This is a genomic window from Kitasatospora albolonga, from assembly GCA_002082585.1.
Taxonomy (GTDB): domain Bacteria; phylum Actinomycetota; class Actinomycetes; order Streptomycetales; family Streptomycetaceae; genus Streptomyces; species Streptomyces stephensoniae.
The window spans coordinates 2,745,951-2,762,228 of the sequence record CP020563.1; the positions used below are offsets into that span (position 1 = coordinate 2,745,951).

Sequence of the window (16,278 nt, forward strand, 5' to 3'; positions counted from 1 at the left end):
CGCAGGGCTTCAGCCGATGAGCTGCGGAATCTCCTGGACGCCGAACCAGAGCAGCTCGTGGTCCTCCGCCCCGTCCACCGTGAACTGCGCGTCGTCGTCACCGAGGTCCGCCGCCCCCAGGGCCGCCGCGGCGGCGGCCACGTCCTTCTCGGCCTCGTCGGCGTCCACGTGCACCGCGGCGGCCTTGGCCAGCGGCAGCGCGGTGGCGATGCGCACCTCGCCGAGCGAGGCCGTGCTCAGCCCGTGGTCGGGGTCGGCGGTGGCGGCCCCGTCGGGGACGTCGACGGCGACGACGATACGGCGGCGGGCCTCGTCCGGGTTTCCGGCGATCAGGCGGAGCGAGGCGGCGGCGGCCCGGCTGAGCGCCGCGTACTCCAGCTCCTCGATGTCGTCGGAGACGTACCACTCACGCAGCCCGGGCGTCACCGCGTAGGCCGTGAGCGGCCCAGGCCCGACCTCTCCGGACGCGTGCGCCGCTGCGAGACCGGAGAGGGTCAGGGGGACGTACACGCGCATGGCAGGCCGCTTTCGTAGTCGGAGACGCCTTCAGGATACGTGGGGCCCGTCCCCTTTCGGGTTCCGGCAACCGGGGGCCCGTGTCCACCCGCAGCGCCCCGTCACCCCCGCTCCGGCCCTTGCGGCACAAGGGCCGCGCCCCTGACAGGTGAATCCGGCCGGGCCCCTGACCGGGTGCGGAGGCCCCTTGCGGTGTTGTCGGACGTCCCCGTAGAAGGTCCCCAGCACAAGTTACTGCCCGGTATTCGCCGGGCCCGGTTCACGGGGGCGATGGACATGAGCACGGACAGCACGAGGCCCGCGGGCATGGGCACGGGCGGCACGAGGCCCGCGAACATGCGCACGGGCAGCACGAGGCCCGCCGGCCGACGCGACCAGCGCAGGCCCAGGGCCGTACCTCCCCAGCGGTCCCGGCACCAGCCGCACCGCCCGCCCCGGCCCCACCAGTGGTTCGCCGAACGGCTGCTCGCGGTCCTCAGCGGCCAGCGCCCGGTGCACTGGATGCTCGGCCACACCGTCGGCGACGCCTACGACCAGCTCGCCGAACTGGCCCCCAGCACCCCGCTCGGGACCGCCCGGGGCGCCCGCCCGGTCCTGCGCCACTGCCACGGCGCCCAGCCCGCCACCGGGGTGGTCGAGGCGTTCGCCAGCATCGCGGCGGGCGACCGGGTGCGGGCCATGGCCTTCCGCCTGGAACAGGGCCCCGACCACCGCTGGCGCTGCGCGGCCGTGGAGCTGGGCGGCGAGCGCCTCGTCCCCGCCGGACCGGGCCCGCGGTGACCCCGGCAACGCGGCCGGGGCCGGACACCGTGTGGTGTCCGGCCCCGGCCGGTGCGGCACCGCTGGTGCTACTTCTTACGACGGCGACCGCCGCCGCCACCGCTGCTCTTCTGGGCCTTGCGGCGCTCCGCACGCGTCATGCCGTCGGTGGACCGGGTGGCACCGGTGCTGTCGGTGGCGAAGTCGCCCTCGACGATGCCGCCCTCCCCGTCCACCGTGGGAGCGGAGAAGTGCAGCCGGTCCGGGCGCTGCGGGGCCTCCAGGCCCTTGGCACGGATCTCCGGACGCGCGGCGGGAGCACCCTCCTTGGCGAGCGAGGTGCGCTCGGCCGCGTCCTGCACGGGAACCTCCTCGACCTGCTGCTCGACCTGGACCTCCAGGTTGAACAGGTAGCCGACGGACTCCTCCTTGATGCCCTCCATCATGGCGTTGAACATGTCGAAGCCCTCGCGCTGGTACTCGACCAGCGGGTCCTTCTGCGCCATGGCCCGCAGGCCGATGCCCTCCTGGAGGTAGTCCATCTCGTAGAGGTGCTCACGCCACTTGCGGTCCAGCACGGAGAGGACCACGCGCCGCTCCAGCTCACGCATGATCTCGGAGCCGAGGGTCTTCTCGCGCTCCTCGTACTGCTCGTGGATGTCGTTCTTGACCGACTCGGCGATGAACTCGGCGGTGACACCCGCCAGGTCCCCGGCTGCCTCCTCCAGCTCCTCGACGGTGACCTTCACCGGGTAGAGCTGCTTGAAGGCGCCCCACAGCCGGTCCAGGTCCCACTCCTCGGCGAAGCCCTCGGAGGTCTCCTGCCGGATGTAGTCGTCGATCGTGTCGTCCATGAAGTGCCGGATCTGGTCCTGGAGGTCCTCGCCCTCCAGGACGCGGCGGCGCTCACCGTAGATGACCTCGCGCTGCCGGTTGAGCACCTCGTCGTACTTCAGGACGTTCTTACGCGTCTCGAAGTTCTGCTGCTCGACCTGCGACTGGGCGGAGGCGATGGCACGGGTGACCATCTTGTTCTCGATCGGCACGTCGTCCGGGACGTTCGCCATCGACATGACGCGCTCGACCATCTGGGCCTTGAACAGGCGCATCAGGTCGTCGCCCAGCGACAGGTAGAAGCGGGACTCGCCCGGGTCGCCCTGACGGCCGGAACGACCGCGCAGCTGGTTGTCGATGCGGCGCGACTCGTGGCGCTCGGTGCCGAGCACGTAGAGCCCGCCGAGCTCCTTGACCTCTTCGAACTCCGCCTTCACGGCCAGCTCGGCCGCCTCCAGCGCGGCGGGCAGCGCGGCGGCCCACTCCTCGACGTTCTCCACGGGGTCGAGGCCGCGCTGGCGCAGCTCCGCCTCGGCGAGGTCGTCCGGGTTGCCGCCGAGCTTGATGTCGGTGCCTCGGCCGGCCATGTTCGTGGCGACCGTGACCGCGCCCTTGCGGCCGGCCTGGGCGACGATCGTCGCCTCCCGGTCGTGCTGCTTGGCGTTGAGGACCTCGTGCTGGACACCGCGCTTGGAGAGCTGCTGCGAGAGGTACTCGGACTTCTCGACCGAGGTGGTGCCGACCAGGATCGGCTGGCCCTTCTCGTGCTTCTCGGCGATGTCGTCGACGACGGCGGCGAACTTGGCGACCTCGGTGCGGTAGATCAGGTCCGACTGGTCGGCCCGGACCATCGGCCGGTTCGTCGGGATCGGCACCACGCCGAGCTTGTAGATCTGCTGGAACTCGGCGGCCTCGGTCATCGCCGTACCGGTCATGCCGGAGAGCTTGTCGTAGAGGCGGAAGAAGTTCTGGAGGGTGATCGTGGCGAGGGTCTGGTTCTCGTCCTTGATGTCCACCCCTTCCTTCGCCTCGATCGCCTGGTGCATGCCCTCGTTGTAGCGGCGGCCGGCGAGGATACGGCCGGTGTGCTCGTCGACGATCATGACTTCGCCGTCGATGACGACGTAGTCCTTGTCCTTCTTGAACAGTTCCTTCGCCTTGATGGCGTTGTTCAGATAGCCGACGAGCGGGGTGTTGACCGACTCGTAGAGGTTGTCGATACCGAGCCAGTCCTCGACCTTGGCGACGCCGGGCTCGTGGATGCCCACGGTCCGCTTCTTCTCGTCGACCTCGTAGTCGCCGGTCTCCTCGATGCCCTTGAGCTGGTTGCCCGCCTCGCCCTTGGTGAGGCGCTTGACCAGCTTGGCGAAGTCGCCGTACCACTTGGTGGCCTGGTCGGCCGGGCCGGAGATGATCAGCGGCGTACGGGCCTCGTCGACGAGGATCGAGTCGACCTCGTCGACCACGGCGAAGTTGTGGCCGCGCTGGACGAGCTCGTCCTTGGACCACGCCATGTTGTCGCGGAGGTAGTCGAAACCGAACTCGTTGTTCGTGCCGTACGTGATGTCGCAGGCGTACTGCTCGCGGCGCTGGGCCGGGGTCATGTTGGCGACGATGCAGCCGACGGAGAGACCCAGGAACTTGTGGACCCGGCCCATCAGCTCGGAGTCGCGCTGGGCCAGGTAGTCGTTGACCGTGATCAGGTGCACGCCCTTGCCGGAGAGCGCGTTGAGATACGCGGGCAGGGTGCCGACGAGGGTCTTGCCCTCACCGGTCTTCATCTCGGCCACATAGCCGAGGTGCAGGGCGGCTCCGCCCATGATCTGTACGTCGTAGTGGCGCTGCCCGAGGACGCGCTTGGCGGCCTCGCGAATCGTGGCGAACGCCTCGGGGAGCAGGTCGTCCAGGCTCTCGCCGTCCGCGTACCGTTCCTTGTACTCGTCGGTGAGCGCCCGCAGCTCGGCGTCGGAGAGGTTGACGAAGTCCTCTTCGATGGAGCTGACCTGGTCCGCGATGCGGTGCAGTTTGCGCAGGATCTTGCCTTCGCCTGCACGCATGAGCTTGTTGAAGACGGACACTGAGGCTGGTCTCCTTGCCGGTCGGGCCTGGCACTGGTCGTGTGATGGACTCTGGCGCGGGCACGGCAGGTGGGCCCCACCGCAACGGCCATCGTAAGCGAGGACACCACCGCGTCGGGAGGGCTGCCGTCGCGTGGACCTCGCCGCACCCTCTACGGACAACGGACGAGGGGCGCGGAAGGTGCCGGGAAGCCCGGAAAGTGCTCGCATCGCGCGTTCCCGCTCACCAGAATCACTGTATGGAGCCGATCACTCTCACCACGCGACGCCTTCTTATGCGGCCGTTCGGCCCGCAGGACACCTACAAGGTGCACGCGGCCTGCCAGGACCCGGACATCCAGCGGTGGACGGTGATCCCCTCCCCGTACCGGCTGACCGACGCGGAGCTGTTCACCGCGACCCTCGCCCCGGGCGGCTGGCACGACGACTCCTCGTACAGCTTCGCCCTGGTGCTGCGCGGGAGCGGGACGCTCGTCGGGGCGCTCGGCATCGACCGCCGCAGCAGACCGGGGACGTACGAGGTCGGCTACTGGTCCGCGAAGGAGCACCGCGGCCGCGGATACGCCACCGAGGCGGTGCTCGGCTCCGCGCGCTGGGCCTTCTCCTCGCTCGGGGCGGACCGGCTGGAGTGGCGGGCCGAGATCGGCAACCTGGCCTCGCGCGCGGTCGCCCTGCGGGCGGGGTTCCGGCTGGAGGGCGAGCAGCGGTCCGGGCTGCTCAACAAGGGGGTGCGGCGTGACGCCTGGACGGCGGCCCTGCTCCCCTCCGACCTGGGGCTTCCCGGCTCCCGTCCGTACCTCCCCGAGCGGCACGCCGAGCGGCCCGGTGCCGCGCCCGACTCCGCGCGGTGAGGCGGCGGCCGTTCTCCCGCCGTCGCTGTCAGTGGTGCGGTCTAGGGTTCGACGTATGACGCCTGTGCCCTCTCCCGCAGTCGAACTCTCCGCCGACCAGGCCCGCCGCATAGCCCTGCGCGCCCAGGGCTTCCTGGGGGCCCCGGACCGCCGGGCGGGGGTGCCGGGGGTGCTGCGCCACCTCGGGGCCGTCCAGCTGGACACCATCTCGGTGCTGGCCCGCTCGCACGAGCTGATCCCCTACGCCCGGCTCGGGGCGGTCGGGCGGCGCACGGTGGAGGAGGCGTACTGGTCGGGCGGCCGGTCCTTCGAGTACTGGTCGCACGCCGCGTGCATCCTGCCCGTCGAGGAGTGGCCGCACTTCGCGTTCCGCCGCCGCGCCTACCGCTCCCGCCCGCACTGGCACCACGATCTGCCCGACGGTGTGTACGACACGGTGATCAAGCAGCTGCGCACCGAGGGCCCGCTGACGGCGACCGAGCTCGGCGGCGCGAAGAACGGCGGGGAGTGGTGGGACTGGTCGGCCTCCAAGGTCGCCGTGGAGCGGGCCCTGATGTACGGCGAGGTGGTGTGCACCGAGCGGCGCGGCTGGAAGCGGGTCTACGACCTGGCCGAGCGGGCCATCCCGGACACCGTGCTCCACGACGACCTGAGCGATGCCGAGTGCAGGCGGCGGCTGGTCGCGCTGGCGGGCCGGTCGCTGGGGGTGGGCACCCGCGGCGACATCGCGGACTACCACCGGCTGCGGGGCGAGGAGTTCGACGCGGTGGTGGCGGACTCGGGGCTGGTGCCGGTGACGGTGGAGGGCTGGGCCAAGCCCGCCTGGGCGGACCCCGAGGCGCTGGCCACCGAGCCGCGCGGACGCCACCGTACGACGCTGCTGTCGCCGTTCGACTCCCTGGTCTGGGAGCGGGCGCGGACCGAGCGGATCTTCGGCTTCACACACCGGCTGGAGGCGTACGTCCCCAAGCAGAAGCGGGTCCACGGCTATTTCGCGATGCCGCTGCTGGCGGGCGGGAAGCTCCAGGGCCGGGTCGACCCGGCGCGCGAGGGCACCACGCTGGTCGCCCGGCAGGCGTCCCTGGCCGGTCCGAAGGCCGTGGTCCCGATGGCCGAGGCCCTGGTGGAGGCGGCGGCCTGGGTGGGCTGTACGGACATCCGGCTGGAGCGGATCGACGCCCCGGAGCTGCGTGACCCGCTCAGGGACGAGATCGGCCGGGCTCTCCAGCGGGCCTACCGCTGAGGGGCCGGGCCGCGACGGCTACCTGATCTCCAGGATCTTCTCCCGCATGGCATAGACCACGGCTTCCATGCGGGAGTGGAGCTGGAGTTTCTCCAGGATATTGCGGACGTGGTTCTTCACCGTGTTCTCGGAAATGAACAACTCCTTGGCGATATCCCGGTTGTTCATGCCGGTCGCCACGAGTTTGAGGACTTCCAGTTCCCGTTCGGTGAGCCGGGGGGCGGGGACGAGCCGCCGCTCGTCGGTGCGCTGGATCATCGATTTGAACTCGGTGAGCAGCTTGGAGGCCATGGAGGGGCTGATCTGGGACTGCCCGTCGGCGACGGCGCGAATGGCGGTCGCGACCTCGTCGGTGGAGATCTCCTTGAGGAGGTATCCGGTGGCACCCGCCTTGATCGCGTCGTAGAGGTCGGCCTCCTCGTCACTGATCGTCAGCATGATGATCTTCGCGCTGGGGGCCACCTCCTTGATGGAGGTACAGGCTTCGATGCCACCGCGCTTGGGCATCCGCACATCCATCAGGATGATGTCGGGCAGCAGGTCAGCAGCCTTGTCGACGGCCTCCGAGCCGTCCCCGGCCTCGCCGACGACCTGGATGTCCTCCTCCTGCGCGAGGACGATCTCCAGGCCCCTGCGGAAGAGGGCGTGGTCATCGACCACGAGGACCCGGATGGGCTCCTTGCGCGCGGGGCCGTCCGGTTCGCCGTCGGTGTGGGCACCGCCGTCGCCGGGACCTCCCGCAGCGCCGGGACCCCTCGCATCGCGCACGGGCCCGAAGGTGTCCGCCATCGTTCCTCCCCCTGAAGGCCACGGCCTGATAGTCATCGGTCGTCCGCCAACGGCGTTTCACCGAACCCCGATTGGCCTGGAACGCCATGATTCCATGCCGGGACACCCAAGCGGTGGTCCCGCGCCCCCGCGCAGGTGCCCCCGGTGGCGTGAAAACGCTCCAGGGGCACCGGGGCGGATGGCGTCAGCCGCCGAGCGCGCCGCCCGCGCCGCCCGCTTCGTCAGCGGCGAGCGGGTCGGTCCTCAGGTGGATGACGCCGTAGTCGTAGGCGTGCCGCCGGTAGACGACACTGGGCTCCTTCGTCTCGGAGTCGACGAACAAGTAGAAGTCGTGCCCGACCAGTTCCATCTCGTAGAGCGCCTGGTCGAGCGCCATGGGTGCGGCGGTGTGGGTCTTCTCGCGCATCACGAGAGGCCCTTCGCCCTGCACCTCGATCGATCCGACCTTCGTGGTCGGTACGGGCTCCGCCGGCTGCTCGCCGACCAGTTCGCCGTCCTCGTCGAACGAGGCGACACCCGGCACCACGTCCCCGACCTCGGCCGCCGTCAGACGGCCGTTGCCCCGGCGGCTGTAGCGCTTGTCGTGCTGCTTGCGCAGCCGGGCCTCCAGCTTTCCGGTGGCCAGGTCGAGCGCTGCGTAGGGGTCACCCGCCGACGCCTCCGCCCGGATGACCGGGCCGCGCGAGCGGAGCGTGATCTCCACCCGGTCGGAGCGGTCGGCCTGACGGGGATTCGGCTCCTTGGACACCTCGACGTCGAGGCTGATCACCTTGCCGTCGAACTTCTGGATCTTGTCCAGCTTCAGCTTCTCGGCCACGTGCTTGCGGAACCGCTCGGGCACCTCGGTCTTGCGGCCCTTGACGACGATGTCCACGCAGAACTCCGTTCCCGGATCGCCCCGCTTCGAGACGGGGCGTCTCCCTTTTGCACCAGCCCCCGGTGATTCCCAGGGGCCTCGGACTCGGTGACTTTCGCCTCCTCCTCCCCCGTCGGAGAGGTCACTACCCCACCGGCTCGACCGCTCCCGTCCATCGGCAGCGCCTGCCGGTCCATCGGTGAGTTACCTGCCCGAAACCTCAAGGTGCATTCATCGAGGTTCGGTCTTCACCGCTCCTCACCACCGAACATAGCCTGCGCACCGGGGTATCGGCACCCGCTACCGGCACTTACCTCCGTTCAGGGGGTTTTGCCCTCTCATTACCTGCAACGACGCAAGTTCTCGCTCAGTTCCGGTTTATTTCGAAGGCAGACGGAGAAGCAGAGACGACCGCCGCCGTGCACACATCGCCGCCCGCCGGGCCCCGGCCGCCCCCGAGCACCTCGGTGACGGCCCGCGCCGCCTCGGCCAGCGTCGATCCCGTCGTCAACAGGTCGTCCACCAGGACCACCCTCCCGGGGACGAGCAGCCGCTCTCCCCCGGTCGCCACCTCCAGCGCCCCGGCGAGATTCAGCCGCCGCCGGTACGCCCCCAGACCCGACTGGTCGGCCACCGCGCGGCGCTGCCGCAGGACCGGGAGCACCCGGGCGGGCCGGCCCGAGCGCCGCAGTTCGTCCGCGGCCGCCCGGGCGATCCGGCGCACCGGATCATGGCCGCGCGCGGCGGTCGCCGGGCGCGCGGAGGGAACGGGGACCAGCAGCAGGGGCCCCTCGGCTCCCATGCGCCCCGTCCCGGCCCGTACGGCGGCCGCCAGGGCCCGTCCGAGCGGTCCGGCGAGCCCGAGTGCCCCGCGCTCCTTGTGGGCCAGCAGCACCGCGCGTACGGCGTTCTCGTAGGGCGCCGCCGCATGGACCACCGGCAGTCCGGCGGGCCGGGGCGAGGGGCGCACACGACGGGGCGGCGCACCGCTCAGCGCGGCCCCGCACACCGCGCACAGCTCCGTACGCGGTCTGCCGCAGCCCGCACAGGACACCGGCAGGACCAGGCCGCAGACCTCCCGCCACCAATCCCGCACGGCTCCACTGTGCCCGGCCGCCCGAGGACCGGACCACCCCTGTGGAAAACCCTCCGGACCACCCCGGGCACCCTCGTCGGCCCCACCTGGGCGAACCCTCCCGACCAGCCCGGGCAAACCCGTCGGACCCACCCCGGGCGAGCCCTCCGGACCAGCCCGGGCGAACCCTTCCGGATCAGCCCGGGTAGACCAGCGAGGTGCCTTCCTCCAGGACCGTCTGCCAGTTGTCCCCGGGCGAGAGCTTCACGATGCCGTCGCCCTCGGTCTCCGCCATCAGCGGAAGCAGTTCGTCGTCCGCCGCGGCCACCTTCCGGACCTGGTTCACACCGGGCAGCACCCCGGAGGCGCCGGAGGACGGCGTGGAACCGTCCGCCTGCACGTACCGCACCTGCTGGACGCCGCCGGACTCCTTGCCGACCACCACGAGGCGGCTGCGGCCCGACCAGGAGATGGCCGTCACGTCCGTGAGCTGCGGCGCCGCCTGGCGCAGCTCCTCGACCGAGATCTCGGGCGCCGCCTCGGTCCCGCGCCGCTCCACCCGGCCGATCTTCAGCGTCGTACGCCCGTCCTCCTTCACCAGCAGGGCGATCCGCACGCCGTCGGCCGACAGCCGCAGCTCCTCGATCCGCCCGCCGCCCAGGCCCGGGACGCGGACCTCCTGCGGCTCGCCCTCCCCCTTGACCAGCCGCAGCAGCCGGGGGCCCGCCAGGTCGCGGTCGGCGACCCACAGGTCACCGCGCCCGTCCCAGCTCGGCGCCGACAGCCGGTCGGCGGCCTTCTTGGCCGTGCTGGTCACGACGGGCTCGGGCAGCGGGCCCTCCGCGTCCAGGGAGGCGACGTAGAGGCTCTGCCCGGTGGCCGAGACGGCGGCGGCCCGCTGTTCGTCCCGGGCCACGCCGACGGCGCCCATCACGACCGTGCCGACGCCGAGCGGGCCGGGGACCACCTCGGGGGTGCCGCTGCCCTCGTTGGCGCCGGGGATGCGCTGGAGCCTTCCCTTGGCGTCGATGAAGTACTGGCTGTCGGGCCCATCGGAGCCGCTGTCGGAGGAGAACTTCGCCGCCTCGTCCGCGTCCAGCGCGCAGAGCCGGCCCCGGGTGCCCTCCAGCTCCACCTGCTCGACCCGCGCGGAGGTCAGGTCCTTCAGGGTGAAGAGGACCTGGGCGGCCATCATCCGGCAGGCCGTCCGGCCCGCCTTGTCGGCCTTGCCGTTGAGCGGCACCTTCAGCACGTTCTGGTCGTCGGGGGCCAGCGCGACGACGCCCTTGCGCAGGGCGGTCCCAGTGGGGAACCGGGAGTCGACCACGGGCCGCAGCCAGTTCGTCGGCCCCTCCAGCAGCGTCCTGACCGTCTGCGTGGCCGTACTCATCCGCGTGACCGGATCGGTGCCGTTGCGTACGTAGACGGGGTCGGCGACGAGCGTCGGCTGCCCGTTCGGCCGACCGGTGGCGTAGTAGTACTTGTTGACCGAACGGTAGAGCCGTTTGAAGTCGGACTGCCCGAGGACCAGGCCGTCCGGCACGATGTCGATGCGCCACTCGCTCTTGCCGTCCGCCGTCTTCTCCCGCACCAGGTGCAGCATCTGGGAGTAGTCGGTGGGGGCGAGCGGCTGGTAGGAGCTCTGGGCGTCGACCGCCGCCACCTTCTCGCCGGTCAGCGTGTAGGAGGTCTCGTCGTCGCGGCGGTCCTCCTCGTGGAGCAGGGGACCGCCCCGGTTGGGGGCCTGGGCGAGCACCGTGGTGCCCTCGCTGGGCTGCCAGGTCTTGGCGGCGTCCGCGCTCAGGTACTTGCGCGTGGTCCGGAAATCGGGGTCGTCGCTGGTCATCGACTCCAGGAACCCGTCGACGATCTCGCTGGGCGTCGCCCCCTCCCGGGGCTCCACCGCGTACACCTGCACCTGGGAGTCCCCCGGCTGCGAGGCGTCGACCGCCTTGACGTCCCCGGTCACCGGCATCGATCCGCAGCCGACGAGCACGATGAGGGAGCAGCCGAGCAGCGCGGACGTCCGCACGCCGCGTCCGGGCCCACCACGACGGCGGTCAGTACCCACGAGTGGTGTCCTCCTGGTCGGAATCCTGCGTCGGCAGACCCGCGCCGCCGGAACGTTCCGGAGCCGGGCGCGCCACCACACGGGCACCGTTGCCGGGCAGCGCGGCCGGGTGCACCGAGGCGGGTGCCGGGTGCGGCACCGAGACGGCGCGGCCCGGCACGGTCAGCGGCGAGCGCTCCGCCGCCCCGGACTGGTTCGGTACGGACACCAGCCGGTTCTCGCCCGTCGGCGCCTCGCCGCGCTCCCGGTCCTCCCGGTTGCGCCGCGAGTCCTCGGGCTCCAGCGGTATCGGGGAACCGCGCAGCGGCTCGTCCGCCGTACGCGGCAGGGTCAGCCGGAACTGGGACCCGCCCCCCGGCTCGCCCCACGCCTGGAGCCAGCCGCCGTGCAGCCGGGCGTCCTCGACGGCGATCGAGAGACCGAGGCCGGTGCCGCCGGTCGTACGGGCCCGCGCCGGGTCGGCACGCCAGAACCGGTTGAAGACACGGGTCGCCTCGCCGGGCTTGAGCCCGACCCCGTAGTCCCGTACGGCCACGGCGACCGCGCCCTGCGCCACGCCCATCCGTACGACGACGTCCCGGCCCTCACCGTGCTCGACGGCGTTGACCACGAGGTTGCGCAGCACCCGCTCGACGCGCCGGGCATCCGCCTCGGCGATCACGGGCTGCTCGTCGCCGACGACGAGGATGCGGGTGCCCTTGCGCTCGGCGAGGGGTTCGGCGCCGCCGATCACCCGGTGCACCACGGTCCGCAGGTCTATCGGCTCGGCCTCCAGCGCCGCGGCGCCCGCGTCGAACCGGCTGATCTCCAGCAGATCGGAGAGCAGCGACTCGAAGCGGTCGAGCTGATCGCCGAGCAGTTCGGCGGAGCGCGCGGTGACGGGGTCGAAGTCGGCGCGCGCCTCATGGATGACGTCGGCGGCCATCCGTACGGTCGTGAGCGGGGTCCTCAGCTCGTGCGAGACGTCGGAGACGAAGCGCCGCTGCATCCGGGAGAGCTCCTCCAGCTGCTGGATCTTCAGCTGGAGGCTCTGCGCCATCTTGTTGAAGGCTTCGCCGAGCCGGGCGATGTCGTCCTCGCCGGTGACCTTCATCCGCTCCTGGAGCTTCCCGGCGGAGAGCCGTTCGGCGATGCCGGCCGCCATCCGCACCGGGGTGACGACCTGCCGCACCACGAACCAGGCGATGGCCCCGAGCAGCACGACGACGAAGAGTCCGGCGGTCGCCAGGGTCGTTTTGACCAGCGCCAGGGACTTCTCCTCCTGCGTGAGCGGGAAGAGGTAGTAGAGCTCGTAGGGCTGCTGGTCGATGTCGTAGAGCCGCTTGCCGACGACGAGGCCCGGCTGGGACTCGTTGCCGTTCGAATACCTGATCAAGGAGTACGTCTGGAAAGCGCCCTGCCCCTTGCCCACGTCCTGCCGCAGACGCTCGGGCACACTGGCGGCCTCGACGCTGCCCGAACCGCGCGGGGCCCGGCTGCCCGCGCCCTCGCTCACCGAGTCCGCGCTGAGTGCGACCACGTTGAAGGCGTTCTTGCCGCCGCTGGCGAGCTGGTCGACGAGCTCGGTGCGCCACGAGGTGCTGGCGGTCATGCCGTCGGGCCCGTCGGTGCCCTGCCCGCCCGGGGCCGGGGAGGCGTTCGCCCTCTCCTGGGCGGCGGCGAAACCACCGGCGGCCTGGGTCTGGGCGGCCTTGCCCTTCGCGTCGAGCAGCCCGTTGCGGACCTGCCCGATCACGACGAAGCCGAGCAGCAGCACCACGGCGATCGACATCAGCAGGGTGCCCGCGACGACGCGGAGCTGCAGATTGCGCCGCCACAACCGCACGGCGGGCAGCAGCGGACGGCGTACCCACCGCATCAGCAGACGCGGTACGGGCCCGCCGGGCGTCCGGTCCTGGAACAACCGGCCGCCCCGCAGGAAACGGCTCATACGAGAAGCCTTCCGTCCCGGACCGGCAGCCCGCTCCGCACGGACTCCCGGCTCCCCGGGGATCGGAGCGGCGCTGCCTCGAGCCATGTCAGCTCGGCCCGGCCTTGTAACCGACGCCACGGACGGTCACCACGATCTCCGGCCGCTCCGGGTCCTTCTCGACCTTGGAGCGCAGCCGCTGGACATGCACGTTCACCAGGCGGGTGTCGGCCGCGTGGCGGTAGCCCCAGACCTGCTCCAGCAGGACCTCACGGGTGAAGACCTGCCACGGCTTGCGGGCGAGGGCGACCAGCAGGTCGAACTCCAGCGGGGTGAGGGCGATGGACTGCCCCTCCCGCTTCACGGAGTGACCGGCCACGTCGATGACCAGGTCACCGATGGTCAACTGCTCCGGCGCGGGCTCTTCGGACCGCCGCAGGCGTGCCCTGATCCGGGCGACCAACTCCTTCGGTTTGAACGGCTTGACGATGTAGTCGTCGGCGCCTGATTCCAGGCCGACCACGACATCGACGGTGTCGCTCTTGGCAGTGAGCATGACGATCGGCACACCGGACTCGGCCCTGATCAGCCTGCACACCTCGATGCCGTCCCTTCCGGGCAGCATGAGGTCGAGCAGCACCAGGTCCGGCTTGGCCTCACGAAATGCGGCCAGTGCCTTGTCGCCGTCCGCTACGAACGACGGCTCGAAACCTTCTCCACGCAGCACAATCCCGAGCATCTCGGCCAGTGCGGTGTCGTCGTCGACGACAAGGACGCGTCCCTTCATAATCGACATCATCCCATTAGCTAATCGTTACCTGCGATGACCTGGCACACAGCTCTGCCAGTCCGACCCCCGTGACCGGGGAAATGACACCCTCCTCGGTGACGATCGCCGTGATCAATTCGGGCGGCGTGATGTCGAAAGCCGGGTTGTACGCCGGGGCCCCGAGGGGTGCGACGACCATCCCACCCCCACCGCCCGCCGATACGGCCCGCGGCGGTGTGAGCTCCGTCACTTCTTGCCCGGAACGCTGCTCGACGATGATCGATGTGCCCTCCGCCGTGTTCATGTCCACGGTCGTCGTCGGCGCCACCACGATGAACGGCACATGGTGGTACTTCGCGAGCACGGCCAGCGGATAGCTCCCCACCTTGTTGGCCACCGAACCGTCCGCGGCGATGCGGTCCGCCCCGATGAGCACGGCATCCACCTCACCCGCCGCGAACAGCGAACCCGCCGCACTGTCCGTGAGCAGGCTGTACGCCATCCCGCTGCGCGCCGCCTCGTACGCCGTCAGCCTCGCCCCCTGGAGCAGGGGCCGGGTCTCGTCCACCCACAGCCGGCGCAGCCGCCCCTGCCGGTGCACCCGCAGCGCCACCGCGAACGCCGTCCCCTCGCCCCCGGAGACCAGCGCCCCGGTGTTGCAGTGGGTCAGCAGCTGATAGCCCCGCCCCGGCAGCAGCTCCTCCAGCAGCGCCGTCCCGTACTCCGCCATACGCCCGCTGGCCAGGGCGTCCTCCCGGTGCAGGGCCCGGGCCTCGGCCAGCGCCGCGGCGGCGGCCTCCTCCGGCCCGGCGCCCTTCCCGGCAGCCGCCCGGTAGGCCGTCGCCACCCGCCGCACCCCGTACCCGAGGTTCACCGCGGTGGGCCGCGCCCGCTCCAGCAGCCCGGCGGCCTCCACCACGTCGTAGCCCCGGGCCGCCGCGAGCGCCACCCCGTACCCCCCGGCGATCCCCAGCAGCGGGGCGCCGCGTACCGCCAGCGACCGGATCGCCCGCACCAGCGCGGGCACGTCCGTGCACACCAGCTCGACTTCCTCGGCGGGCAGCCGCGTCTGGTCGAGAAGCACCAGTACGGGGCCTTCCGGAGGCTCGTCCCAACGGAGTACGGGAAGCGCGGGAGGCTCATTGACCACCGGCGAGTGCACGTCCTGATCAGCCATTCACCCAGTCTGCCCGGTGAGCCGCCCACAAATGAAGGCACGAAGGAGAGAAGGCTCCTGGTCCACGCCGCACCGGCCCGTGGCACGATGGCTGGCAACCTGCCGCCCCGATGAGCGGTCAGGACGGTGAAGGAGCGAGAATGAACGACTCTCCGGGCTGGGCGACGCCCGGATCTGCCCCCTCCGACGGCCAGGAGGCGGCCATCCCCCGCCCCTCGGAGCCCCAGGACGGAAGCGCGCCGAGGGGACAGTGGTCCCCCGAGCAGCCGCCTCCCGGGCAGTGGTCCCCACCGAGCAACACCACCGGCGGCCCCGGAGCGCCCCCGCCCGCCCCCGGCTGGGGCAGCGGGCAGCAGCCCGGCTGGGGCGGACCGCCTCCGGTGGCCAAGCCCGGTGTCATCCCGCTGCGTCCCCTGGGGCTCGGCGAGATCCTCGACGGCTCCGTCTCGGCGCTGCGCGCGCACTGGCGCACCGCGCTCGGCTTCAGCCTCGCGGTCTCCGTGATCGCCGAGGTCGCCGCCATCCTCATGCAGCGCTACCTCCTGCCCGAGCCGCCCAGCGTCGACCCCAATGCCCGCGGCGCCGAAGCCCTTCGCCAGGCATCCGAATCCGCCCGCACCTCGCTGTTCTCCCTGGCGCCGGTCTCCCTCCTCATGTTGATCGCCACGCTGCTCACCGCGTCCGTCGTCACCGTGGTGATCAGCCGCTCGATCCTGGGCCGCCCCGTCACGCTCTCCGACGCCTGGGCCGAAGCCCGCCCGCGCGTCCTCCCGCTGATCGGTCTGACCCTGCTGATGACCCTGATGATCAGCGCGATCATGACCATCGGCGTCGGCCCCGGGCTGCTGATGGGCTCGGGAGCAGGCGCGGCGCTCGCGCTCCTCGGCTTCATCGCCGCCTGTGTCGTGATCGTCTGGCTGTGGGTCTCCTTCGCCCTCGCCGCCCCCGCTCTGATGCTGGAACGGCAGGGCATCATCGCCTCGCTGCGCAGGTCGGCGAAGCTGGTCCGCGGCACCTGGTGGCGCATCTTCGGAATCCTCGCGCTGACCTTCCTGCTCGTCATCCTGCTGAGCTTCGCCATCTCCATCCCCTTCAGCCTCATCGCGCTCATCGTCGACGGCACCGACGCGGGCGAGCTCCTCAAGGGCAACGCCCTCACCCCCGGCTGGCCCTTCCTGATCGTCTCGGGCATCGGCCAGGTGATCATCTCCACGCTGGTCTACCCCTTCGTCGCCGGTGTGACGGCACTGCTCTACGTGGACCAGCGCATCCGCCGCGAGGCGCTCGACCTCGACCTCGCGCGGGCCGCCGGCCTGCCCGGCTACGGCACCGACACCCCTAGGAGCTGATG

13 protein-coding genes are annotated in these 16,278 nt (G+C 71.3%); 4 read left to right on the forward strand and 9 right to left on the reverse strand.

Features of this window, described 5'->3' with window-relative positions:
- Window positions 1-9: 9 nt before the first annotated feature.
- Window positions 10-516 (reverse strand): hypothetical protein, encoded by a 507-nt coding sequence (locus tag B7C62_11825; protein ARF72880.1) that lies wholly within the window; start codon window positions 514-516, stop codon window positions 10-12.
- 336 nt (window positions 517-852) lie between these two features.
- Here B7C62_11825 and B7C62_11830 point away from each other — a divergent pair, with 336 nt between their 5' ends.
- A complete protein-coding gene (locus B7C62_11830) occupies window positions 853-1,296 on the forward strand; it encodes a hypothetical protein (protein ARF77114.1) in 444 nt (147 codons plus the stop codon).
- Window positions 1,297-1,364: 68 nt separating this feature from the next.
- Here the strand turns inward: B7C62_11830 and B7C62_11835 are convergent, their stop codons facing one another.
- A complete protein-coding gene (locus B7C62_11835) occupies window positions 1,365-4,187 on the reverse strand; it encodes a preprotein translocase subunit SecA (protein ID ARF72881.1) in 2,823 nt (940 codons plus the stop codon).
- Between the two features lie 239 nt (window positions 4,188-4,426).
- Between B7C62_11835 and B7C62_11840 the strand changes: the two genes are divergently transcribed.
- Together B7C62_11840 and B7C62_11845 are read left to right on the forward strand one after the other, a co-directional pair.
- Entirely contained in the window at window positions 4,427-5,038 is a 612-nt protein-coding gene (locus B7C62_11840; protein ARF72882.1) for a GNAT family N-acetyltransferase, read from the forward strand.
- A gap of 55 nt (window positions 5,039-5,093) precedes the next feature.
- Window positions 5,094-6,281 (forward strand): cytoplasmic protein, encoded by a 1,188-nt coding sequence (locus B7C62_11845; protein ID ARF72883.1) that lies wholly within the window; start codon window positions 5,094-5,096, stop codon window positions 6,279-6,281.
- A gap of 18 nt (window positions 6,282-6,299) precedes the next feature.
- Here the strand turns inward: B7C62_11845 and B7C62_11850 are convergent, their stop codons facing one another.
- The 7 genes from B7C62_11850 to B7C62_11880 form a co-directional block, all read right to left on the reverse strand.
- A complete protein-coding gene (locus B7C62_11850; protein ID ARF72884.1) occupies window positions 6,300-7,070 on the reverse strand; it encodes a DNA-binding response regulator in 771 nt (256 codons plus the stop codon).
- Window positions 7,071-7,254: 184 nt separating this feature from the next.
- Window positions 7,255-7,944: a ribosomal subunit interface protein gene (locus tag B7C62_11855; protein ID ARF72885.1), complete on the reverse strand. Its 690-nt coding sequence runs from the start codon at window positions 7,942-7,944 to the stop codon at window positions 7,255-7,257.
- 349 nt (window positions 7,945-8,293) lie between these two features.
- Window positions 8,294-9,022, reverse strand: coding sequence for a phosphoribosyltransferase (locus B7C62_11860; protein ARF72886.1), 729 nt, complete (start codon window positions 9,020-9,022; stop codon window positions 8,294-8,296).
- A 175-nt stretch (window positions 9,023-9,197) separates the two neighbouring features.
- Window positions 9,198-11,033, reverse strand: coding sequence for a hypothetical protein (locus B7C62_11865; GenBank protein ID ARF72887.1), 1,836 nt, complete (start codon window positions 11,031-11,033; stop codon window positions 9,198-9,200).
- 28 nt (window positions 11,034-11,061) lie between these two features.
- Entirely contained in the window at window positions 11,062-13,089 is a 2,028-nt protein-coding gene (locus tag B7C62_11870) for a two-component sensor histidine kinase (GenBank protein ID ARF72888.1), read from the reverse strand.
- A 1-nt stretch (window position 13,090) separates the two neighbouring features.
- Window positions 13,091-13,768: a DNA-binding response regulator gene (locus B7C62_11875; GenBank protein ARF72889.1), complete on the reverse strand. Its 678-nt coding sequence runs from the start codon at window positions 13,766-13,768 to the stop codon at window positions 13,091-13,093.
- 16 nt (window positions 13,769-13,784) lie between these two features.
- Window positions 13,785-14,927 (reverse strand): S-methyl-5-thioribose-1-phosphate isomerase, encoded by a 1,143-nt coding sequence (locus B7C62_11880; protein ARF72890.1) that lies wholly within the window; start codon window positions 14,925-14,927, stop codon window positions 13,785-13,787.
- Window positions 14,928-15,067: 140 nt separating this feature from the next.
- On the opposite strand from B7C62_11880, the gene B7C62_11885 reads away from it, so the two are divergent.
- The gene (locus B7C62_11885; protein ARF72891.1) at window positions 15,068-16,276 is read left to right on the forward strand and encodes a hypothetical protein; all 1,209 of its coding nucleotides are present in this window, start codon (window positions 15,068-15,070) and stop codon (window positions 16,274-16,276) included.
- Window positions 16,277-16,278: the final 2 nt, after the last annotated feature.

Excerpts from the sequence above, each read along its gene's own strand:
- B7C62_11880 (ARF72890.1), bottom strand. The coding sequence starts at position 14,927 with ATGGCTGATCAGGACGTGCACTCGCCGGTGGTCAATGAGCCTCCCGCG.
- B7C62_11825 (ARF72880.1), bottom strand. The coding sequence starts at position 516 with ATGCGCGTGTACGTCCCCCTGACCCTCTCCGGTCTCGCAGCGGCGCAC.
- B7C62_11850 (ARF72884.1), bottom strand. The coding sequence starts at position 7,070 with ATGGCGGACACCTTCGGGCCCGTGCGCGATGCGAGGGGTCCCGGCGCT.
- B7C62_11830 (ARF77114.1), top strand. The coding sequence starts at position 853 with ATGCGCACGGGCAGCACGAGGCCCGCCGGCCGACGCGACCAGCGCAGG.
- B7C62_11885 (ARF72891.1), top strand. The coding sequence starts at position 15,068 with ATGAACGACTCTCCGGGCTGGGCGACGCCCGGATCTGCCCCCTCCGAC.
- B7C62_11840 (ARF72882.1), top strand. The coding sequence starts at position 4,427 with ATGGAGCCGATCACTCTCACCACGCGACGCCTTCTTATGCGGCCGTTC.
- B7C62_11870 (ARF72888.1), bottom strand. The coding sequence starts at position 13,089 with ATGGCTCGAGGCAGCGCCGCTCCGATCCCCGGGGAGCCGGGAGTCCGT.
- B7C62_11845 (ARF72883.1), top strand. The coding sequence starts at position 5,094 with ATGACGCCTGTGCCCTCTCCCGCAGTCGAACTCTCCGCCGACCAGGCC.
- B7C62_11875 (ARF72889.1), bottom strand. The coding sequence starts at position 13,768 with ATGAAGGGACGCGTCCTTGTCGTCGACGACGACACCGCACTGGCCGAG.